The 20,335-nt window shown below is 55.0% G+C and carries 20 protein-coding genes; 8 read left to right on the forward strand and 12 right to left on the reverse strand.

Annotation, left to right across the window (positions count from 1 at the left end; all coding sequences use genetic code 11):
• Positions 1–359 precede the first annotated feature (359 nt).
• From IM317_RS04185 to IM317_RS04195, 3 genes are all read right to left on the reverse strand, one after another.
• Positions 360–575 carry a DUF6500 family protein gene (locus IM317_RS04185; protein WP_033145389.1) on the reverse strand — a complete coding sequence of 72 codons (216 nt, stop codon included), beginning with the start codon at positions 573–575 and terminating at the stop codon, positions 360–362.
• Between the two features lie 139 nt (positions 576–714).
• The gene (locus tag IM317_RS04190) at positions 715–1,032 is read right to left on the reverse strand and encodes a YebG family protein (RefSeq protein WP_033145390.1); all 318 of its coding nucleotides are present in this window, start codon (positions 1,030–1,032) and stop codon (positions 715–717) included.
• 70 nt (positions 1,033–1,102) lie between these two features.
• A complete protein-coding gene (locus IM317_RS04195) occupies positions 1,103–1,456 on the reverse strand; it encodes a helix-turn-helix domain-containing protein (protein WP_033145391.1) in 354 nt (117 codons plus the stop codon).
• Positions 1,457–1,792: 336 nt separating this feature from the next.
• Here IM317_RS04195 and IM317_RS04200 point away from each other — a divergent pair, with 336 nt between their 5' ends.
• Together IM317_RS04200 and oqxB are read left to right on the forward strand one after the other, a co-directional pair.
• Positions 1,793–2,968, forward strand: a complete 1,176-nt coding sequence (locus IM317_RS04200; RefSeq protein WP_033145392.1) for an efflux RND transporter periplasmic adaptor subunit — start codon at positions 1,793–1,795, stop codon at positions 2,966–2,968.
• Between the two features lie 23 nt (positions 2,969–2,991).
• Positions 2,992–6,147, forward strand: coding sequence for a multidrug efflux RND transporter permease subunit OqxB (oqxB, locus tag IM317_RS04205; RefSeq protein WP_033145393.1), 3,156 nt, complete (start codon positions 2,992–2,994; stop codon positions 6,145–6,147).
• Between the two features lie 97 nt (positions 6,148–6,244).
• Here the strand turns inward: oqxB and IM317_RS04210 are convergent, their stop codons facing one another.
• From IM317_RS04210 to IM317_RS04220, 3 genes are all read right to left on the reverse strand, one after another.
• Positions 6,245–6,724: an Rrf2 family transcriptional regulator gene (locus IM317_RS04210; RefSeq protein ID WP_029739386.1), complete on the reverse strand. Its 480-nt coding sequence runs from the start codon at positions 6,722–6,724 to the stop codon at positions 6,245–6,247.
• 137 nt (positions 6,725–6,861) lie between these two features.
• A complete protein-coding gene (locus tag IM317_RS04215; protein ID WP_033145394.1) occupies positions 6,862–8,250 on the reverse strand; it encodes a HAMP domain-containing sensor histidine kinase in 1,389 nt (462 codons plus the stop codon).
• Positions 8,250–8,927, reverse strand: a complete 678-nt coding sequence (locus IM317_RS04220) for a response regulator transcription factor (protein WP_033145395.1) — start codon at positions 8,925–8,927, stop codon at positions 8,250–8,252. Before IM317_RS04220 ends, IM317_RS04215 begins: the two co-directional genes overlap by 1 nt.
• Before the next feature lie 203 nt (positions 8,928–9,130).
• Between IM317_RS04220 and IM317_RS04225 the strand changes: the two genes are divergently transcribed.
• Positions 9,131–9,967 carry a MipA/OmpV family protein gene (locus tag IM317_RS04225; protein ID WP_033145396.1) on the forward strand — a complete coding sequence of 279 codons (837 nt, stop codon included), beginning with the start codon at positions 9,131–9,133 and terminating at the stop codon, positions 9,965–9,967.
• Between the two features lie 123 nt (positions 9,968–10,090).
• On the opposite strand, the gene IM317_RS04230 is transcribed toward IM317_RS04225, so the two are convergent.
• Positions 10,091–10,639: a hypothetical protein gene (locus tag IM317_RS04230; RefSeq protein ID WP_223998184.1), complete on the reverse strand. Its 549-nt coding sequence runs from the start codon at positions 10,637–10,639 to the stop codon at positions 10,091–10,093.
• 253 nt (positions 10,640–10,892) lie between these two features.
• Here IM317_RS04230 and IM317_RS04235 point away from each other — a divergent pair, with 253 nt between their 5' ends.
• Together IM317_RS04235 and IM317_RS04240 are read left to right on the forward strand one after the other, a co-directional pair.
• Positions 10,893–11,318 carry a VOC family protein gene (locus tag IM317_RS04235; protein ID WP_033145397.1) on the forward strand — a complete coding sequence of 142 codons (426 nt, stop codon included), beginning with the start codon at positions 10,893–10,895 and terminating at the stop codon, positions 11,316–11,318.
• Positions 11,319–11,487: 169 nt separating this feature from the next.
• On the forward strand, positions 11,488–13,203 hold the full coding sequence (locus IM317_RS04240) for a SulP family inorganic anion transporter (RefSeq protein ID WP_033145398.1): 1,716 nt from the start codon (positions 11,488–11,490) through the stop codon (positions 13,201–13,203).
• Between the two features lie 39 nt (positions 13,204–13,242).
• On the opposite strand, the gene dmsD is transcribed toward IM317_RS04240, so the two are convergent.
• The 3 genes from dmsD to IM317_RS04255 all read right to left on the reverse strand — a co-directional run bounded on the left by dmsD (position 13,243) and on the right by IM317_RS04255 (position 16,787).
• Positions 13,243–13,857: a Tat proofreading chaperone DmsD gene (gene dmsD / locus IM317_RS04245; RefSeq protein WP_033145399.1), complete on the reverse strand. Its 615-nt coding sequence runs from the start codon at positions 13,855–13,857 to the stop codon at positions 13,243–13,245.
• 93 nt (positions 13,858–13,950) lie between these two features.
• Complete coding sequence (gene ynfE / locus IM317_RS04250) at positions 13,951–16,389, reverse strand: selenate/tellurate reductase subunit YnfE (RefSeq protein WP_033145400.1); 2,439 nt, start codon at positions 16,387–16,389, stop codon at positions 13,951–13,953.
• 131 nt (positions 16,390–16,520) lie between these two features.
• Positions 16,521–16,787, reverse strand: a complete 267-nt coding sequence (locus tag IM317_RS04255) for a DUF1161 domain-containing protein (RefSeq protein WP_029739394.1) — start codon at positions 16,785–16,787, stop codon at positions 16,521–16,523.
• A 104-nt stretch (positions 16,788–16,891) separates the two neighbouring features.
• Here IM317_RS04255 and IM317_RS04260 point away from each other — a divergent pair, with 104 nt between their 5' ends.
• Positions 16,892–17,602 (forward strand): YnfC family lipoprotein, encoded by a 711-nt coding sequence (locus IM317_RS04260; protein ID WP_033145401.1) that lies wholly within the window; start codon positions 16,892–16,894, stop codon positions 17,600–17,602.
• 17 nt (positions 17,603–17,619) lie between these two features.
• Here IM317_RS04260 and speG read toward each other — a convergent pair whose 3' ends face one another.
• On the reverse strand, positions 17,620–18,180 hold the full coding sequence (gene speG / locus IM317_RS04265; protein ID WP_023311549.1) for a spermidine N1-acetyltransferase: 561 nt from the start codon (positions 18,178–18,180) through the stop codon (positions 17,620–17,622).
• Positions 18,180–18,518 carry a DUF1283 family protein gene (locus tag IM317_RS04270; protein WP_023311550.1) on the reverse strand — a complete coding sequence of 113 codons (339 nt, stop codon included), beginning with the start codon at positions 18,516–18,518 and terminating at the stop codon, positions 18,180–18,182. Before IM317_RS04270 ends, speG begins: the two co-directional genes overlap by 1 nt.
• Before the next feature lie 152 nt (positions 18,519–18,670).
• Between IM317_RS04270 and IM317_RS04275 the strand changes: the two genes are divergently transcribed.
• Together IM317_RS04275 and manD are read left to right on the forward strand one after the other, a co-directional pair.
• Entirely contained in the window at positions 18,671–18,997 is a 327-nt protein-coding gene (locus IM317_RS04275; RefSeq protein WP_033145402.1) for a YnfA family protein, read from the forward strand.
• Positions 18,998–19,107: 110 nt separating this feature from the next.
• The gene (gene manD, locus IM317_RS04280) at positions 19,108–20,322 is read left to right on the forward strand and encodes a D-mannonate dehydratase ManD (protein ID WP_032657497.1); all 1,215 of its coding nucleotides are present in this window, start codon (positions 19,108–19,110) and stop codon (positions 20,320–20,322) included.
• The last annotated feature ends 13 nt before the right edge of the window (positions 20,323–20,335 follow it).

The following is a 20,335-nucleotide window of genomic DNA, read 5'->3' on the forward strand; positions in this document are numbered from 1 at the left end:
ATAGGATAGAGTTTTTTTTGAGGCGTTATTACCCTGGCTTTTGCCTGATAACAGGTTTGCACTCTAATACGAAAATGATGTTAATTTTTCTTTAATAAAACGAAAATAAAAAGAAAAATGCCGTTCAGAATAAACTGAACGGCATCTGTTATTACGGAGCGCATAACAGGTTCTATTATTAACCTGGACAGGTGCGATAGAGCTGATTCGACACCGAACGCGCTAAACGCCGGGCGATCTCATTAAGCGATTGAACACACAGTGCAAAGCGTACATCAGCAGAAAAAATGTCTGCTTTGAACGAAAAGTTGACGTGTAAGCTGGCGTCCTGTCCTCACCGGCCATCCCGCTTTAGCGTGTTACAGAGCTGAGACGAGGTTTCTGATCTTTTCTGCCTTTTCAAAATGATCGAGTTTCATTTCCATAATCCACCAGTGCGCAACTTCCATAAGCAGTTCTGGATCGTCATTTTTATTAGCAAAAAAAGCATAAAACGAAAGCCCAACGTGGCTTCCCTTAGAGGCAATTTTTGAATCACAGATCCTGATGATTTTCTCTTTCATTTCCTGGCGCACGTCATCTCCTTATTTATGTTCTGAATATGAAACAATGACATTGTTACCATCAACCGGCAGTGGATCCCAACAGACAGCAAAAAAGCCGTAAGCAGTTATCTGCTTACGGCGCCAGGATCGGAGATGATTTTTCTGACAATCAGGCCGCTTTCACGGCCCTGATTTTTTTCGTGTCAGCCGCATCGGATTCTGTTTTACCCGTTGCTGCTTGAGCATTGAGATCGGGAAGCTTGCTGGTACGCAGAATATGCTGCACGGTCTCTTTCTGCTCGGCGAGATACAGGCCAAGATTTTCAGCCTGCGTTTCATCCATTTGCATTCCGCTTTGCAACAGCCAGTCGGTGAACGCGTCTGCCATATCGAGCAGCTTGTCGTGAGCGTCAGCCTCTTTCTTACTGGCAAATGTCATTTTCTCTTCACCTTTTCTAACGACAACAAATTTTGTTTCAACAGCCATCGTGCACCTCGTTATACTGTATTTATATACAGTATATCAGCTCCCGATAGAAGTTGCAGCAAAATATGCATTACTGGCAAAGCTGCTGCGATTCCGGGCCACCCACACTCCGCCGCCACGCCCCGGGTGCCTGACCATACTGACGCTTAAAGCTGCGGTTGAAGGACTGCTGGGAGTCGAAGCCCAGCGCGATCGCCACGTTCAGAATCGGTTCATCGCTGCGGGTTAGGCGCTCAACCGATTTTTGCAGCTTTTGCGCGCGAATATACCCGGCGAGGGGATAGCCCGTATGCTCTTTGAACAGGCGCTGGAGGTGCCATTTTGAGTAGCCGGATCGCCTGGCAACGGACTCAATGTCCAGACGGCTATCCAGGTTGTTGTCGATCCAGTCGAGTAAATCATGCATAAATGCGCCAGTGTTCATCGGGTTACTCCCACGCTGCCTGTTAAAAAGTATCTTTGTCTGTTGCATTAAAAGGTGGCGCGTTTTTGTATTAATTGCAAGTTTTATTGTTGCATTTAAATCCCTGACCGTAACGGGTCTTTTCACATCCGCTCAAATAGCACATAAAGTGCAACAATTATTCTTGCACTTAGTTAAGCGCCTTCCTACAATCGCCGCGATAGTGTATTCGCAACTGTTACAGTTTTGTGGCGATGAACGACACAAATGGCCTTAAGACAGCCACCGGACAAAGGAAGTGGCGCAGTGCCTCCTGCTGCGTCTTGCCCGGCGGCGACAATTACCGGAATAAAAATAATGAGCCTGCAAAAAACCTGGGGTAACTTTCATCTGAACGCGCTGGGGGTCATGTTGCTCTCCGTGCTGCTCGTCGGATGCGACAACAGCGTCGCGCAAAACGCCGCGCCGCCTGCGCCCGCCGTCAGCGCTGCTGACGTGGTGGTGAAATCCATTAGCCAGTGGGATAGCTTTAATGGCCGGATTGAAGCGGTGGAGAGCGTTCAGCTCCGTCCGCGCGTGTCCGGCTACATTGATAAAGTGAATTACACCGACGGCCAGGAAGTGAAGAAGGGCGAGGTGCTGTTCACGATTGATGACCGAACCTATCGCGCGGCGCTGGAACAGGCGCAGGCGAACCTGGCGAGAGCTAAAACGCAGGCCAGCCTGGCGCAAAGTGAGGCTAACCGTACCGATAAGCTGGTCAATACCAACGTTGTCTCCCGTGAAGAGTGGGAGCAGCGTCGTTCGGCCGCCACTCAGGCGCAGGCCGATATTCGCGCCGCGCAGGCGGCAGTTGACGCCGCGCAGCTCAACCTGGACTTCACCAAAGTCACCGCGCCTATCGACGGTCGCGCCAGCCGGGCGCTGATCACCAGCGGCAACCTGGTGACTGCGGGCGACACCGCCAGCGTTCTTACCACGCTGGTCTCGCAGAAGACGGTTTACGTCTACTTTGACGTGGACGAGTCGACCTACCTTCACTACCAGAATCTGGCCCGCAGCGGGCAGGGGGCGTCCAGCAATCATACGGCGCTTCCGGTTGAGATTGGCCTGACGGGCGAGGAGGGTTATCCCCACCAGGGCAAAGTGGACTTCCTTGATAATCAGCTGACGCCGAGTACCGGCACCATCCGCATGCGCGCGCTGCTGGATAACGCCCAGCGTCAGTTCACGCCGGGACTATTTGCCCGCGTCCGCCTGCCGGGCAGCGCGGAGTTCAAAGCCACGCTTATCGACGACAAAGCGGTGCTGACCGATCAGGATCGTAAATACGTTTATATCGTCGATAAAGAGGGGAAAGCGCAGCGCCGCGACATCACGCCAGGCCGTCTGGCAGACGGTTTACGCATCGTGCGGCAGGGGCTGAACCCTGGCGATAAAGTTATCGTCGAGGGTTTACAAAAAGTGTTTATGCCGGGTATGCCGGTTAACGCGAAAACCGTTGCTATGACCGCCAGCGCCGCCCTCAACTGATCCCTTGACCTGAGAATCCATCCATGGACTTTTCCCGCTTTTTCATCGACAGGCCGATTTTTGCCGCGGTGCTGTCGATTCTGATTTTTATCACAGGGTTAATCGCCATCCCGCTGCTGCCGGTGAGCGAATATCCTGACGTCGTGCCGCCAAGCGTGCAGGTGCGCGCGGAGTATCCGGGCGCCAACCCGAAAGTGATTGCCGAGACGGTGGCGACGCCGCTGGAAGAGGCGATCAACGGCGTTGAGAACATGATGTACATGAAGTCCGTCGCGGGCTCCGACGGCGTGCTGGTCACCACCGTCACCTTCCGTCCGGGAACCGACCCGGATCAGGCGCAGGTGCAGGTGCAAAACCGCGTCGCGCAGGCCGAAGCGCGTCTGCCGGAAGACGTGCGGCGCCTGGGCATTACCACCCAGAAACAGTCCCCGACGCTGACGCTGGTGGTGCATCTGTTTTCGCCCAACGGCAAGTACGACTCCCTGTATATGCGTAACTACGCCACGCTGAAGGTGAAGGACGAGCTGGCGCGCCTGCCCGGCGTCGGCCAGATCCAGATTTTCGGCTCGGGTGAATACGCGATGCGCGTCTGGCTGGATCCTAACAAGGTGGCGGCCCGCGGGCTGACCGCGTCGGACGTGGTCACGGCGATGCAGGAGCAGAACGTACAGGTGTCCGCCGGGCAGCTTGGCGCCGAGCCGCTGCCGAAAGAGAGCGATTTCCTGATCTCCATTAACGCCCAGGGGCGTCTGCATACCGAAGAAGAGTTCGGCAATATTGTCCTGAAAACGACGCAGGACGGTACGGTGGTCCGCCTGCGCGACGTGGCGCGTATCGAAATGGGGTCCGGCAGCTATGCGCTGCGTTCCCAGCTGAACAATAAAGACGCGGTCGGGATTGGTATCTTCCAGTCACCTGGGGCGAACGCCATTGATTTGTCTAACGCGGTGCGCGCGAAAATGGACGAACTGTCCACGCGCTTCCCGGCGGACATGAAATGGGCGGCACCTTACGATCCGACTGTTTTCGTGCGGGACTCCATCCGTGCGGTGGTGCAAACGCTGCTGGAAGCGGTGGTGCTGGTGGTGCTGGTGGTGATCCTGTTCCTGCAAACCTGGCGCGCGTCGATCATTCCGCTGATCGCGGTGCCGGTTTCGGTGGTGGGTACCTTCAGCATTCTCTACCTGCTCGGCTTCTCGCTGAACACCCTGAGCTTGTTCGGGCTGGTGCTGGCCATCGGCATCGTGGTGGACGACGCCATCGTGGTGGTGGAAAACGTCGAGCGAAACATAGAAGAGGGGCTTGCGCCGCTTGCGGCGGCGCATCAGGCGATGCGCGAAGTGTCCGGGCCGATTATCGCGATTGCGCTGGTGCTGTGCGCGGTGTTTGTGCCGATGGCGTTTCTCTCGGGCGTTACCGGTCAGTTCTACAAGCAGTTTGCGGTGACGATCGCGATTTCCACGGTCATCTCCGCCATTAACTCGCTGACGCTCTCTCCGGCGCTGGCGGCACTGCTGTTAAAACCGCACGGCGCGCCGAAAGATTTCCCGACCCGGCTTATCGATCGTCTATTCGGCTGGATTTTCCGTCCGTTTAACCGCTTTTTCCACCGCAGCTCGAACGGCTATCAGGGGCTGGTGGGCAAAACGCTGGGACGGCGCGGCTCGGTATTTGTGGTGTATCTGCTGCTGCTCTGTGCCGCTGGCGTGATGTTTAAAGCGGTGCCCGGCGGGTTTATTCCGACGCAGGATAAGCTGTACTTGATTGGCGGCGTGAAGATGCCGGAAGGTTCTTCGCTGGCGCGCACCGACGCGGTGATCCGCAAAATGAGCGAAATCGGGATGAATACCGAAGGGGTGGATTACGCTGTTGCGTTCCCGGGGCTGAACGCGCTGCAGTTCACCAATACGCCGAATACCGGGACGGTCTTCTTTGGCCTGAAGCCGTTCGACCAGCGCAAACATACTGCGGCGGAAATAAACGCGGAGATTAACGCGAAAATCGCGCAAATTCAGGAAGGCTTTGGCTTCTCCATCCTGCCGCCGCCGATTTTAGGGCTGGGTCAGGGGTCGGGCTATTCTCTGTACATTCAGGACCGAGGCGGTCTGGGGTATGGCGCGCTGCAAAACGCGGTGAACACCATGTCCGGCGCGATTATGCAGACCCCGGGAATGCACTTTCCGATCTCAACCTACCAGGCTAACGTTCCGCAGCTGGACGTGCAGGTCGACCGCGACAAGGCGAAAGCGCAGGGCGTATCGCTGACCGATCTTTTCGGTACGCTGCAAACCTATCTGGGCTCGTCGTACGTGAATGACTTCAACCAGTTCGGCCGTACCTGGCGCGTGATGGCTCAGGCCGACGGGCAGTTCCGCGACAGCGTTGAAGATATTGCGAATTTACGCACCCGTAATAGTCAGGGCGAAATGGTGCCGATTGGCAGCATGGTGAAAATCACGACCACCTACGGGCCGGATCCGGTGATCCGCTACAATGGCTACCCGGCGGCGGATCTGATTGGCGATGCCGACCCGCGCGTGCTTTCGTCTGCGCAGGCGATGACGCAGCTGGACGCCATGTCTAAGCAGATCCTGCCAAACGGGATGAACATTGAATGGACGGACCTGAGCTTCCAGCAGGCGACGCAGGGCAACACGGCGCTGATCGTCTTCCCGGTCGCGGTGCTGCTGGCGTTCCTGGTCCTGGCGGCGCTCTATGAAAGCTGGACGCTGCCGCTGGCGGTGATCCTAATCGTGCCGATGACCATGCTCTCCGCGCTGTTTGGCGTCTGGCTGACCGGTGGCGATAACAACGTCTTCGTGCAGGTGGGGCTGGTGGTGCTGATGGGGCTGGCGTGTAAGAACGCGATTCTTATCGTGGAGTTTGCCCGCGAGCTGGAAATTCAGGGCAAAGGCATTATGGAAGCCGCGCTGGAGGCGTGCCGTCTGCGTTTACGTCCGATTGTGATGACCTCCATCGCCTTTATTGCCGGGACTATTCCGCTGATCCTCGGCCACGGCGCGGGCGCAGAAGTGCGCGGCGTCACCGGGATCACGGTCTTCTCCGGGATGCTGGGCGTGACGCTGTTTGGTCTGTTCCTGACGCCGGTGTTTTACGTGACGCTGCGTAAGTTCGTGACGCGCGGGAAAAAAGAGGAAAGGGACGTTCTGCCCGCATAGGGACGTTGCCGATAATAAAAAACCGCCTTCATTGTGAAGGCGGTTTTTTTACATCTGAATGTAGGCCGGGTTAGCGCAGCGCCACCCGGCAAGTTCGCTAAGACGTTTTTTGATACTGGGCAATAAGGTCCGGGAGGGGATCCCATCCGCTGCTATCGGCGTTTTTAACCGCTTCCAGGGCGCTTGCCACGGTATGGCGGGCCAGTACCGCTAACGAAGCCTCCTCGGCTTCTTCGGATATCGATTTGAAGTACCAGCAGGCGTTAGCGCTGACCACACAGCGGGCCGGCACGTCAGGGCGCGACGCCCACAGCTTTTTATCTTCGATGACCGAAAGGTAGATGTCGCGCAGGGTAATCTCTTCCGGCGGGCGACCAAGATGAATTGAGCCGTTACGGCCAAGCGTTGAGACGATAATGCCGTCACGCGTCAGCGGAACCATCAATTTGCGGATGAAGCTCGGGTTCGCTTCCAGGCCGTAGGCCAGAATCGCACTCGTGGAACGTTCACCCAATTGCTCCGCCATCGCTACGCTGAGAACCATCTGCAAAGCTGTCGGGAAGCGGTAATCTAACATTTCTCTGTCCTGGGTTGCGGTGAATCTTGTTCTTTTTGGCACCGCAGAGGTGAATAAGCAATAAACAACAATATAACAAATACGGTAATTATTTTGAAGCAATCTGCGGCATTTGCGATCGAACTCCCTGTTCTGATTTAGCAAAACGTGCGGTTCGGGAAGTCAACCGTCACCATCAGGCCACCTTCAGCGGAAGTACTCAGGTTTACGCTGCTGTTGTGTTGCTGCGCCACCGCTTTGACGATGGCAAGCCCCAGCCCGCTCCCGCTTTGCACCTGATTGGGGTCACGGAAAAACCGGTCGAACACGCGCTCGCGCAGTTCAACCGGAATACCGGGCCCTGCATCTGAAACGCGAAGCCGCGCGAAGCCATCTGCTATGCAGACATCGACCTGAACCCGCCCGCGCTCGGGACTGTACTTCACAGCGTTCTCAATGAGGTTATCAATAAGCGACACCAGGCGTTCCCTGACGCCGGGGATCCAGATGTCATCCTCGGCGAAGAATTCCAGCTCAATCCTGCGCGCAGACGCCAGCGGTTCCAGCTCGGCCATTCGCTCCTGGATGAGCGTCGTCAGCGGCACGGTCTCCATTTCCGTATCAATCCGCGCTTCGCTGTGCATCATCAGCAGCAGCTGGTTGACGAGACGCGCTGCCCGGCTGTTGCTGCGAATCACCCCCGCAAGCAGCTCCTGCTGACTCTCGCTAATGACCCAGGACTGCAGCGCTTCCACGTTGATGCGCATCGCCGCAAGGGGCGTACGCAGCTCGTGCGCGGCATCCGCAATGAAAACCCGTTCCCTTTCCGCGCTTTCACGCACCCTGGCAAGGAAGTCATTGATCGCATCCACCATCTGGCGAAGCTCCCTGTGTCCGGGAACGGCTTTTAAAGGGGAGAGATCGTCAGGCGTGCGTAACGTAATTTCATTGACCACCTTGTTCCAGGGGCGCATCGCAATGCGGATTGACAGCCACGCGGGAAAAAGAAGAAAAGGGAAGCAGACCAGAAGCGGCATGATGTAGTAGCCGCGCGAGTTCAGGTAGATAAAGAAGTTCCAGCCGCCGGCCGGGGTGAAAAGGGTGACCTCCACGTCGGAATGAGCGGATTTAAGGGTTCGGCTGGTCCAGGTACGACCATCGCTCTGAACACGCTGCATTTCCCCAAACCGGGTGTTGGTTACCCCCGTTGGCGCATCAGGCGATGAAAAAATAATCGCGTTATTTTTGCGCACGATGAAGTTGATTGACAGCGCGGGATCTTCGCCGCCGCCATAGCCCTCACGCAGCGCCTTGCTAAAGGCTTCCAGCACCGCGGTGCGATCCTGCGGGTGTTCGTCCATCCGCTCGACCAGGGTAAAAAGGGTGTCGTAGGTATGACTGCCCGTAAGGATGGGAGGACTGCGCAGGTCCTCCCACAGAATGAAGGTTAAAAATAGACACCACAGCAGGGTAAGCAGCAGCAGCTGGGCGATAATAATTCGCCGTACCAGCGTTGGGCGTCTCAGGTGGTACCAGACGTTTTGCATTACCCTGTCACCTTCTGGACTGAAACGGTATCAATGACATACCCGACGCCCCGCACCGTTCGCACATAGCCATCGCCGATTTTTCGCCGCAAATTCCCCATATGCACGTCGAGCGCATTGCTGAGGTTCTCTTTGTTACCGAATATCCGTTCTTCCAGAAACCGTCGCGTAATCACGCGGTCAGCGCGCAGCATCAGCGTTTCCAGCAGCGCATATTCACTCGCCGTCAGGTCTACGTGGCGCGCGCTCACCGTCACGCGGCGCGTTGGAACATGAAGCGATAAGCCTCGGATTTCTATCGCCTCATTTTCGAAACCGTAGCTGCGCCGCGCCAGGGCTCTCACCCGCGCCAGCAGCTCGGCGAGAATAAATGGCTTGACGAGATAGTCGTCCGCACCGGCATCCAGCCCGCACAGCCGGTCCTGCAGCGTACCTCGCGCCGTCAGAATGATGACCGGGATCCCCTTGAGCTGCTGACGCAAACGCGTCATCAGGCTCATGCCATCACCGTCGGGCAGCCCCAGGTCGAGCAAAATAAGTTCCGGCACGCAGACGTCCAGCTGATGCAGCGCATCCTCTTTGCGGCGAACCCATATGACGTCAAACCCTTGATCGGAGAGGGCGATACGTACGCCGTTGCCGAGATCCAGGTCGTCTTCGATTAGTAGAATTTTCACACTGGTAACTGTATCAACCGTGAATGAAGAACATCTTAAGAAAAAAACGGTATCAGGAAACCTGCCCGGATTACAGCACCGGCTCGCGCTTCAGTGTTTCTTCATGTTCGGCTCATAAGAACCTTAGGGTCGGTATTCAAAATGGGCGTTCTGGCGGTTAACCGCATGCATCGTCATCATTTGAATCCAGAAGGGCTTCTTTAATGAGAAACATCGAACTGCGTCATACGTTCCCCCATTTACTCCCGGGCCGCAGCCTGAAAAACATCGTGCCGGGCGTCGTTCTGGCGTTACTGGCTACGCCCGTACTGGCGGCAGAACAGAGCCAGGGTAACGTCTTAACCCTGGGGGGAGGCGTGGACGTCGCGCCGCGCTACTCGGGTTCAGATAAAACCCGCGTTTCCGCAGCTCAGGTGGTGGAGTACGCCATGGCAAACGGCTTCTTTATCGGCACCACGCGAGGGATCGGTTACGGCAACAACATCGGCAACCTGGATTACAGCGCCGCGCTGAGCTATCGAGTTGGGCGTAAAGATAAAGACGTGAGCAGCGATTCGATCAGCTCCGGCAGCGACGAGCTGCGAGGAATGGGCGAGATAAAAGGCTCGGCAATCGTTGTGCCCGGGCTTGAGTACAGGGTGACCGACTGGCTTCACCTGCAGCTGCAGGCAGAGGTTCCGGTTTCTGAGAGGGACAACGGTGAAGCGGTGCATTTCGGCATTTCCAGCCCGTTCTATACCTCACCCAAAAATGAGGTGACGCTGGCGCTGACCGGCAGCTGGGGATCCGACAAGTACATGCAGACCTACTACGGGGTCAGCGCCGCTCAGTCGAGCGCATCGGGCTTTGCCCGACATGACGCCGGGGCGGGAATTTATGGCTACTCGATGAATCTTGACTGGACCCACAGGCTCACCTCGCGCTGGAGCGTCCTTGCCTCAGCGGGCGTTACGCAGCTGACGGGGGATGCGGGTGATAGTCCCATTGTGCAACGCAAAACATCGCCCACGGGGAGTTTGAAGGTGACGTACAGTTTTTGATTGTGGGCTGCGGTGGCTTAACGTTTTGAGCACGCACTTGCGGTAATTAAAGCCGCTCCGGTTGAGATGGCGGGGCGGTTCCCTTTGCAGACAGTTACAGCACTGCACACGAGGTTGACGGATTTATCTAAAGCTCCATTGTGCCGTAATGACAAACACGGAAGGTATGATAATACCCACATCCATTCCAAAATAAGACGTAAAATTATACTGGAACCCATGATATATATAGGGCGAAAATCCTATCCCTGTTGCTTTTTTAAAATCATGGTATGAACCATGGTCACCACAATCATCGAAAGTATCAAAGAAAAATTCACCTACATATCCATAGATTCCTTTAAAAACCCAACCGTTATCCCATCCAGCCCAGTCTCTTCTTACGCCGGCAGCGAGGCATCTGTCATTAAAGCTGTTTTTCATTGTCCCTAGCACAAGACTGTATTTCGACGTATCCGAGAATTTCCTCTCCACGGATATGAACTTATTTTCAAAGTTCTCCGTGTATTGTCCTCGATTATGCGTCAGATGATAAACGTATGAGCCGGTGTTTATTGAATACAGATTTATTTCATCTGCAGAGCAATTCAACGTAAAAAGATAAAAACTTCCGCACCACAGCCATGTGGGGCATCTTTTCCGAACTGTCTGCTTATGTGGAATATTATCCATATTCGCTCACTTTGGCTAACGTACTGAAATTATAAGGACTGTTTTCGGTCTTCAGCTGGATAAATTTTAGCATACATACCAAAACTCGAGATATTCACGTCACGGATTGGGGGCTGAAATTACGATAGGACATGTTCTGAGAACCCTTACCCCACGCGCTTACAGGAGTGAAAATCAGCCTTTTACCGCCGCTAAAATCATAGCCTCTGAGGTATAATCGCTGTTCAGAAAACGGCAAAGAGGATGTGACAAGATGCTGACTTATATCACCATAGGTACAAATGATCTTCAGCGCGCCGCGTCGTTTTATGACGCGATTTTTAACGTGCTTGGCTATTCACGTTTTCCTGCCTGGACCGAGGACTGGGCAACGTGGGGAGATGAAAATAATCCAGATGAGGGGTTTAGCTTCTGTATTTGTCCTCCGTTTGACCGACAACCCGCAACGGCGGGAAACGGGACAATGTTCGCATTCCGTGCAGCTAACGCGGAGCTAGTCAGACGTTTCCATGCCGCAGGCCTTCTTGCGGGAGGGAGGAGTGAAGGCATGCCAGGGACACGAACCGCATACGGCCCCGATTTTTATGTTGCCTATCTGCGCGATCCTGACGGGCATAAGCTGGCATGCGTTTTTCAGCATTATTCTCCTGAAGCCGATACGTTCCCGGACGAAGAATAGTCACAAGCGGTCGTTTTTGAACTATGTTTAACACCAGTCAGAATAATAAATAGTTCAACTGTTATTAGATTCTGAACAGTGGCGCCTTAATCCGGAGCATTTGAAAACCAGAACCTCACTGAGAAGTGTGCCAGCATGACGTGGCTAATATCCTTATCCGGAGAACAACGTGTTCGGAAAACAATTATTAAACTACATGCCAGGTTTACAAACTTTGTTAGCCTACGATAAAAGCTGGCTAAAACATGATATTAAAGCCGGGTTATCCGTTGCGGCTGTCGCGCTACCCGTGGCTATTGCTTATGCTGAATTGGCGGGTGTTGGGGCAATAGTGGGGCTCTATTCCTGCGTTTTACCGATGATAGCGTATGCACTCTTTGGTTCTTCGCGTCAGCTTATTGTGGGCCCTGATGCCACGACCTGCGCGGTGATTGCGGCCGTCGTGTTTCCGCTTTCTGCAGGTAATCCCGAACTGCACTGGCAGCTGACCATTATCATGACGTTGATGATGGGCGGGTGGTGCCTGCTTGCCAGTAAATTTCGTCTGGGCGCACTTGCCGATTTACTTTCTCATCCCATCCTTACGGGTTTGCTTAATGGCGTTGCCGTGACGATTATTGTCGGGCAATTAGGCAAGGTGTTGGGGATAAAACTCGACGAAGCGCAGGTTATTGAGAAAATAATGGCCTTGCCAGGCCGTCTTTCAGAAAGCCATTTATTAACCGTTGGCATATCGCTTTTAACGTTAATTATTTTAATGGCGATCAAAACGTATCGCAGCCACTGGCCAGCACCGTTGATTGCCATTGTGATGACAACGCTACTGGTATGGGCGACATCTGCACAACAGTATGGTATTGCCACTATTGGGGGGGAAGGCTTCCAGCCTGGTTTACCCGTCGTTAACTGGGGCGCGTTCCAGCCCGGTCCGATGCGTGATTTAGTGATCCCGGCACTGAACCTGGCGTTGGTCAGTTTTGTCAGCCTGATGCTGACCGCCCGCAGTTTCGCCGCGAAAAATGGCTATGAAATTAATGCTGATGCAGAGTTCAGAGCGCTGGGTATTGCGAACATTATGTCTGGGTTATCTCAGGGGTTTGCTATCAGTGGAGCCGATTCCCGGACAGCGGTTAATGATTCAGTGGGTGGGAAAAGCCAGCTGGTTTCCATCGTCGCAGCCTTACTCATCGGTATCGTGGTGGTGTTTTTCACTCAGCCATTACAATTTATTCCGGTATCTGCATTAGGAATTGTTCTGATGTACGCATCCTGGTCATTAATTGATCTGCGCGGGTTATGGAATCTGAGGCGAAGAAATAAACAGGCATTTCGCCTGGCCTTTTTCACGTTTGGCTGTGTGTTAATTATCGGCGTTATCCAGGGGATCGGCCTTGCGGTGTTGCTTGGCCTGTTACAGTTCCTGCGTACGGTGTTTCGTCCCTCTGAGCACTTACTGGGAACCGACGAAGATGGAATGATTCACTCATTAGGGAATACAACCGATATTAAAATGGTCCCGGGCGTGCTGATGTATCGATTTAACTCACCGTTGACCTATTTTAACGTGGCTTATTTTAAACGTCGGGTATTGAACCTGGTTGATGGTGCAGCAGTACAGCCTAAATGGGTGGTCATTGATGCCGTTGCTTGCTTCACCTATTCAGATATCAGCGTTCTGGCAACCATAAATGAGTTAAAGCGCGATCTGAAAGGTCGAGAAATTACGTTAATCCTTGCGGGCAGAAAAACGGAATTAACGCGCTGGTTTAAAGATAGCCGGCCAACGATGAATGATGATGACATGATTCTGGCGCCAGACCTCTATCTGGCACTTCGGTTCATTCAAAGCAAGGAGAGTGCGAGTGAATCAGGTGGCGAGGTATAAGCTAAAGGCTTGCCCGCCAACCGCGAGCAAGCCACACCCTTAGCGATACAACGTCTTTTCCGTCACCGGAATAAGCAGACCGGATCGCCAGTCCGCGAGCGTCAGCTGCGCAAGCCTGCCCAGCGCGGCATAAAACGGATGCCCGGCGTTGTCGACAAACACCGACAGGAAGCGGGTGCTCCACGGCAGCAGGTGCCACGCCAGAAGCTGATTGCACTCCGGCTCGCGGCCGTTCTCGGCCAGCCACGCCGCCAGCAGCAGCAACGTACCGAAATGATCTTCCGGCTCATTCTGCTGCATCTCAAACGCGATATTGTTCTCCCGCATCCACTGGCGCAGCGCGAGGGTCGAGTCGCCAAACAATACGGATTCACGGTCCAGCCAGACGGAACCCCACGGCGGAGCGGGCAGGGCATACGGACCAATAAACAGCCGTTGCCAGGCGTCCGCCAGCGGCTCATCGGAAGATGAAGCAAACGTATCGGCAACCGGCTGCAGCGTTTCCGAAGGCAGGGGCCAGTCCTGAACCCATTCGCCAGCGGTGAGCGCTTTCACCAGCGGCGCGGCCTGCTCGCTGTCGGGAGCGAAATAAAACAGCGCGCCCAGCACCCGGGCGCTGAACGCGAACGATTCACGATGTGAGACGTCTTTCATTAAACTTTCCTTGCTCGCGCGGATGACGCCCGCGCGACTGTGTTAACCGATAATACTGACCACAGAATAAACCAGGGTCTCGCGTTTCACCCTCTACACTTTCTCAATCTGCACCAGATTGGTGTGCTGCGGGTTGCCTTTTGCCAGCGGAGAAGGTCGATGGGTCGTCAGCGTGTTGATGCATGAACCGTGATCGATACGATCGCCATTCATATTGGCATCATGCCACGCTCCCTGGCCCATGGCGCTCACGCCGGGCATGATGCGTGGCGTGACTTTCGCTTCAGTTCGCACCTCGCCGCGATCGTTAAATACGCGCACCGTATCGCCGTTCTTGATGCCGCGTTTTGCAGCATCGACAGGATTAAGCCACACCTCCTGGCGACAGGCCGCTTTCAGCACGTCGACGTTACCGTAGCTCGAGTGGGTACGGGCCTTGAAGTGAAAGCCGAACAGCTGCAGCGGGAACTGCGCGCGCTCGGGCGCATCCCAGCCGTCAAAGGTCGACGCGTAGACGGGCAGAGGGCTGATGGTCTCATCTTTTTCCAGCTCCCAGGTAGCCGCAATCTCCGCCAGCTTGCTGGAGTAAATCTCAATCTTGCCAGATGGCGTTTTCAGCGGATGGGCTTCCGGGTTCTCGCGGAATTTTTTATAGGCCACAAAGTGTCCGTTCGGATCGTTGCGCTTATAAATGCCCATTTTTTTCAGCTCGTCATAGGACGGAAGCTTAGGGTCTTTCTCGAGCATTTTGGCATACAGGAACTGCAGCCACTGTTCCTGCGTGCGTCCTTCGGTGAATTTCTGATGGATATCCGGCCCGAGGCGTTTCGCCACTTCGCTCATCATCCAGTAGATCGGCTTACGCTCGAACTTCGGTGCGGTCACGGGCTGGAGGAAAATCAGGTAGCCCATGTTACCGGCATAATCGTTAGGAATAATGTCTTCCTGCTCGACGGTCATCAGGTCCGGCAAAATAATATCGGCGTGCTTCGCTGACGAGGTCATGAAGTTGTCGATGACGACAATCATTTCGCATTTACTTTCGTCCTGCAGGATATCGTGGGTTTTATTGATATCAGAGTGCTGGTTGATGATGGTGTTGCCCGCATAGTTCCAGATGAACTTAATCGGCACGTCCAGCTTATCTTTCCCGCGCACGCCGTCGCGCAGGGCGGTCATCTCCGGCCCGCGGGCGATGGCGTCCGTCCAGCTGAAGCAGGAGATTTGCGTTTTGACCGGGTTATCCGGTATCGGCATACGTTCGATGGTAATGGTGTAGGTCGACTCTCGGGCGCCGCTGTTACCGCCGTTGATGCCGACGTTTCCGGTGAGGATTGGCAGCATGGCGATGGCGCGCGACGTCAGCTCGCCGTTCGCCTGGCGCTGTGGCCCCCAGCCCTGGCAGATATAGGCCGGTTTCGCGGAGCCGATTTCACGAGCAAGTTTGATGATGCGATCCGCGGGAATGCCTGTGATGCGTGAGGCCCACTCCGGCGTTTTCGCCGTGCGGTCATCGCCCTGGCCGAGAATGTACGCTTTGTAGTGGCCGTTAGCGGGCGCGCCTTCCGGCAGCGTTTTTTCGTCGTAGCCAACGCAGTATTTATCCAGAAACGGCTGGTCGACCAGGTTTTCGTCGATCAATACCCACGCGATTCCCGCCACCAGCGCGGCATCGGTACCCGGACGGATCGGGATCCATTCATCTTCGCGTCCGGCTGCCGTATCGGTATAGCGCGGGTCGATAACGATCATGCGCGCATTGGATCGCTCGCGGGCCTGCTCCAGATAATAGGTAATCCCGCCGCCGCTCATGCGGGTTTCCGCCGGGTTATTGCCGAACATCACCACCAGTTTGCTGTTTTCAATATCCGAGGTGCTGTTGCCATCGTTGCTGCCGTAGGTGTAGGGCATCGCGCAGGCGATTTGCGCCGTACTGTAGGTGCCGTAGTGGCTCAGGAAACCGCCGTAGCAGTTCATCAGGCGCGCCACCAGCGAAGCGTAAGGGGAGGAGCGGGTGATATTGCCGCCGACGATGCCTGAAGAGTAGTTGATATACACCGCCTCGTTGCCGTATTTGCTGACCACGTTTTTAAGGCTGGCGGTGATGGCGTCCAGCGCTTCATCCCATGTGATGCGCACGAACTTGCCTTCACCGCGTTTGCCCACGCGTTTCATCGGGTAGTTGAGACGGTCAGGATGATTGATCCGACGGCGAATAGAACGCCCGCGCAGGCAGGCGCGCACCTGATGGTTACCGTAAATATCTTCACCGGTGTTGTCCGTTTCGACCCAGTACACTTCGTCGTCGCGGACGTGCAGACGCAGCGCGCAGCGGCTGCCACAGTTGACCGAGCAGGCGCCCCATACCACTTTATCTTCAGCAGGCTGAACGGCGTTCTTCACCGCCGCGGCGGCGCTTTTTAAGCCGAAAGGAAGTGAGATCCCACCGGAGGCCAGCGCCAGAGACCCTATTGCCGTAGATTTCACGAGAGTTCGACGGCTAATTCCGCCGTGATGTTCAGTATCGGACATGGCTCACCCCATCATTATAATTACGTATTATTTTTCCCGAAATGATAACCGGGCTAATGATGGGGTGAGTGTTACTGATTTGGGGGTATTAAATCTTAATCCTCATCAAATCAAAGGGGATTGAGGGTAAATTACTGCGCTTCAGCAGCCCCGTTGCCTGTGCGGGTATACAAAATTTTAAAGGTGTCGTTGGCGCAGTGGCCTACCACCTGAGTGCCCGCCTGGTCAGCCTGATCGTTTGGCACAATGCTCAGCGTAAAACCTGATTCAGGCACGCCGTTGTTGATAATTTTCTGCTGAATGTCGCTTTTCACGCGCTCGCAGGAATCCGGTGCCGCCAGCGCGGCCGTTGAGGCACTCATTAACAGCAGGGCGGTAATCCAGGGTAACCGTTTCATCTGTAGCTCCTTTTCTCTGTGTAGAGATTAATTTTAGCAGGCTTCGTGTAAACAACTGTATTTGCTAATATGATTGGGAATAATCTCCCTGAACGGTAATAAATGTGAAGAAATACGCAGCGATAACGCTACTGGCAGCAACACTGGTGGGGTGCGACAACAGCTCCGCGCCGCTGTCGTTTACGCCCGAGATGGCGAGTTTCTCGAACGAATTTGATTTTGATCCGCTGCGCGGCCCGGTGAAAGACTTCACCCAGACGCTGCTCAACGAGAAGGGCGAAGTGTCCAAACGGGTGACCGGCACCGTGTCGGCGGAAGGGTGTTTCGATACCCTGGAACTGCACGACCTGGAGGCCAATACCGGCGTGGCGCTGGTGCTGGATGCCAATTACTACCTTGATGCGGAAACCCAGCAGCGAAAAGTGAAGCTGCAGGGGAAATGCCAGCTGGCCGAACTGCCGTCAGCCGGGATAACGTGGGATACCGACGACAACGGTTTTGTGGTGGCGGCGCACGGCAAAGAGATGGAAGTGAAGTATCGTTACGATGCGGATGGCTACCCGCTGGGCAAAACCACCGTCTCGGGGGATCAGCACCTGTCCGTCCAGTCGACGCCGTCTAAAGACGTTCGCAAAAGAATGGATTACTCGGCAGTGAGCATGTTGAATGACAAGCCGCTGGGCAACGTGAAGCAGAGCTGCGATTACGATCGACACAATAATCCGGTGAGCTGTGACCTGACGATCACGGACGATAGCGTCAAACCTGCCGTTGAGCACAAATACACCATCAAAAACACGATTGAATACTACTGAGAATAAAACCGCGCAGGTTACTGCGCGGTCGGTTTCAGCAGGCTGGCGCCTGACGGCTTGTGCCCGGCAAGATGCTGATGCTGGAAGATGCACATGCGAATGGTATTGCGGTATTCGCCGTTGATAAAGAACTCGTGAATCAGCTCGCCTTCCACCATAAAGCCCAGCTTGCGGTAGATATGGATCGCTTTCTCGTTCTCTTTATCCACAATCAGGTAAAGCTTGTAGAGATTCAGAACGTTGAATCCGTAATCCATTGCCAGCTTCGCTGCCCGTGAGGCAAGGCCTTTTCCCTGATGCTCAGGGGAAATAATGATCTGAAACTCCGCCCGGCGGTGAACATGGTTGATTTCAACCAGCTCCACAAGACCGGCTTTTTCGCCTTCACACTCCACCACAAAACGACGTTCACTCTGATCGTGAATGTGCTTATCGTAGAGATCGGACAGCTCAACAAAAGCCTCGTACGGCTCTTCGAACCAGTAGCGCATCACGCTGGCGTTATTGTCGAGCTGGTGGACGAAGCGCAGGTCTTCACGCTCCAGCGGACGGAGCTTAACGTCGCAGGGCGCCGACATTACGGGGCTACCGTGCGGCCAGTGCGGCGATCCAGGCAGCGCAGGGTGTTTGGCTCCCAGTAGGCGTTGACGTTTGCACTTTGCTGACACTTATCGCGCGCGTCAAAAGCGACATCTTCTTTATCCCACTCTTTTTCAGCACGTTTGTTGACCTTGTGACGAAGGCTGCGGGTGTCATTCCATTGTTCTTTGTCCATAGCGGCGTTCTGGCGGCTTTGCGCGCTGTCACCAGACTCAATAATGAGCTTGCTGGTTTCCGCTGTCGCAGAGGCGGCAAAGGCGAACGATGACAGCGCCAGCAGGGCTGTCAGACAAAGGCGTTTGCTTAATGTGGTCATAGCGTTTCCTTTTAAACGGGTGCAGATAATCAAGTTACCCCGAACAGATTCTACACCAAAGCGAAAAGACGGCATACCCGCGGTGCAAGTATGGAAAAGTAAAGGATATCATCAGGTATGATGTCTAAATAAATCCTCACCTGACGTGAAATATGCTCAAAACGACGCTGCTTTTTTTTGCCACCGCGCTATGCGAAATCATCGGCTGCTTCCTGCCCTGGCTCTGGCTGAAGAAGGGGGGATCCGTATTGCTTCTCATCCCGGCAAGCATCGCGCTGGCTCTGTTTGTCTGGCTGTTAACGCTGCATCCGGCCGCGAGCGGCCGCGTCTACGCCGCTTACGGTGGTGTCTATGTCTGTACCGCGCTGCTGTGGCTACGCGTGGTGGACGGCGTCAAGCTCAGCGCGTACGACTGGGCCGGCGCGCTGATTGCCCTGTGCGGAATGCTGATTATTGTGGCGGGATGGGGGCGGGCCTGAGGCCCCGGTTTTGTGATCGTTAGCGGATTTTATGATCATTATACTTGTATGGTAGTCTGGTTAGTGGGTAAGTTTCCAGCATCACAACGAATGATGTAAGGAAAGGAATTATGAAGATTGTCGCGGCTGACGTGTTTGTTACCTGCCCGGGGCGGAACTTTGTCACCCTTAAAATCACCACCGATGAGGGGATTGTCGGCCTCGGTGACGCTACGCTAAACGGGCGTGAACTCTCCGTGGCTTCCTACCTGAAAGACCATCTCTGCCCGCAGCTGATTGGCCGCGATGCGCACCGTATCGAAGACATCTGGCAGTTTTTCTATAAGGGCGCCTACTGGCGTCGCGGCCCGGTCACCATGTCGGCCATCTCCGCCGTGGACATGGCGCTGTGGGACATCAAAGCCAAAGCGGCCAATATGCCGCTCTACCAGCTGCTGGGCGGCGCATCCCGCGAAGGCGTGATGGTTTATTGCCACACGACCGGTCACACCATTGACGACGTGCTGGAAGACTACGCCCGCCATAAAGAGATGGGCTTTAAGGCGATCCGCGTGCAGTGCGGGGTGCCGGGTATGAAAACCACCTACGGCATGGCCAAAGGGAAGGGGCTTGCCTACGAGCCTGCGACCAAAGGCGACTGGCCGGAAGAGCAGCTCTGGTCCACCGAAAAATACCTCGATTTCACACCGAAGCTGTTCGACGCGGTGCGCAGTAAATTCGGCTTCAATGAGCATCTTCTGCATGACATGCACCACCGCCTGACGCCAATCGAAGCGGCGCGCTTCGGCAAGAGCATCGAGGAATTCCGCATGTTCTGGATGGAAGATCCAACGCCTGCGGAAAACCAGGCCTGCTTCCGCCTGATCCGCCAGCACACCGTCACGCCAATTGCCGTGGGCGAAGTATTTAACAGCATCTGGGACTGTAAGCAGCTCATCGAAGAGCAGCTCATCGACTATATCCGCACCACCATTACCCACGCGGGCGGGATCACCGGGATGCGTCGCATCGCGGACTTCGCCTCGCTCTATCAGGTGCGAACCGGCTCGCACGGCCCGTCGGATCTCTCGCCGGTATGCCACGCCGCCGCGCTGCATTTCGACCTGTGGGTGCCAAACTTTGGCGTCCAGGAATATATGGGCTATTCCGAACAGATGCTGGAAGTCTTCCCGCACAGCTGGCGTTTTGATAACGGCTATATGCATCCGGGCGACAGGCCGGGGCTGGGCATCGAGTTTGATGAAAAGCTGGCGGCGAAATACCCGTACGATCCGGCCTATCTGCCGGTGGCCCGTCTTGAGGACGGCACGCTGTGGAACTGGTAAACGAGGAGCGAAC

This window comes from Enterobacter cloacae complex sp. S3, assembly GCF_014930495.1.
GTDB lineage: Bacteria > Pseudomonadota > Gammaproteobacteria > Enterobacterales > Enterobacteriaceae > Enterobacter > Enterobacter asburiae_B.

Bases quoted from the DNA above. Each gene is read 5' to 3' on its own strand.
- IM317_RS04190 (WP_033145390.1), bottom strand. From the start codon at position 1,032: ATGGCTGTTGAAACAAAATTTGTTGTCGTTAGAAAAGGTGAAGAGAAA.
- IM317_RS04195 (WP_033145391.1), bottom strand. From the start codon at position 1,456: ATGAACACTGGCGCATTTATGCATGATTTACTCGACTGGATCGACAAC.
- IM317_RS04200 (WP_033145392.1), top strand. From the start codon at position 1,793: ATGAGCCTGCAAAAAACCTGGGGTAACTTTCATCTGAACGCGCTGGGG.
- oqxB (WP_033145393.1), top strand. From the start codon at position 2,992: ATGGACTTTTCCCGCTTTTTCATCGACAGGCCGATTTTTGCCGCGGTG.
- IM317_RS04210 (WP_029739386.1), bottom strand. From the start codon at position 6,724: ATGTTAGATTACCGCTTCCCGACAGCTTTGCAGATGGTTCTCAGCGTA.
- IM317_RS04215 (WP_033145394.1), bottom strand. From the start codon at position 8,250: ATGCAAAACGTCTGGTACCACCTGAGACGCCCAACGCTGGTACGGCGA.
- IM317_RS04225 (WP_033145396.1), top strand. From the start codon at position 9,131: ATGAGAAACATCGAACTGCGTCATACGTTCCCCCATTTACTCCCGGGC.
- IM317_RS04230 (WP_223998184.1), bottom strand. From the start codon at position 10,639: ATGGATAATATTCCACATAAGCAGACAGTTCGGAAAAGATGCCCCACA.
- IM317_RS04235 (WP_033145397.1), top strand. From the start codon at position 10,893: ATGCTGACTTATATCACCATAGGTACAAATGATCTTCAGCGCGCCGCG.
- dmsD (WP_033145399.1), bottom strand. From the start codon at position 13,857: ATGAAAGACGTCTCACATCGTGAATCGTTCGCGTTCAGCGCCCGGGTG.
- ynfE (WP_033145400.1), bottom strand. From the start codon at position 16,389: ATGTCCGATACTGAACATCACGGCGGAATTAGCCGTCGAACTCTCGTG.
- IM317_RS04255 (WP_029739394.1), bottom strand. From the start codon at position 16,787: ATGAAACGGTTACCCTGGATTACCGCCCTGCTGTTAATGAGTGCCTCA.
- speG (WP_023311549.1), bottom strand. From the start codon at position 18,180: ATGTCGGCGCCCTGCGACGTTAAGCTCCGTCCGCTGGAGCGTGAAGAC.
- IM317_RS04270 (WP_023311550.1), bottom strand. From the start codon at position 18,518: ATGACCACATTAAGCAAACGCCTTTGTCTGACAGCCCTGCTGGCGCTG.
- IM317_RS04275 (WP_033145402.1), top strand. From the start codon at position 18,671: ATGCTCAAAACGACGCTGCTTTTTTTTGCCACCGCGCTATGCGAAATC.
- manD (WP_032657497.1), top strand. From the start codon at position 19,108: ATGAAGATTGTCGCGGCTGACGTGTTTGTTACCTGCCCGGGGCGGAAC.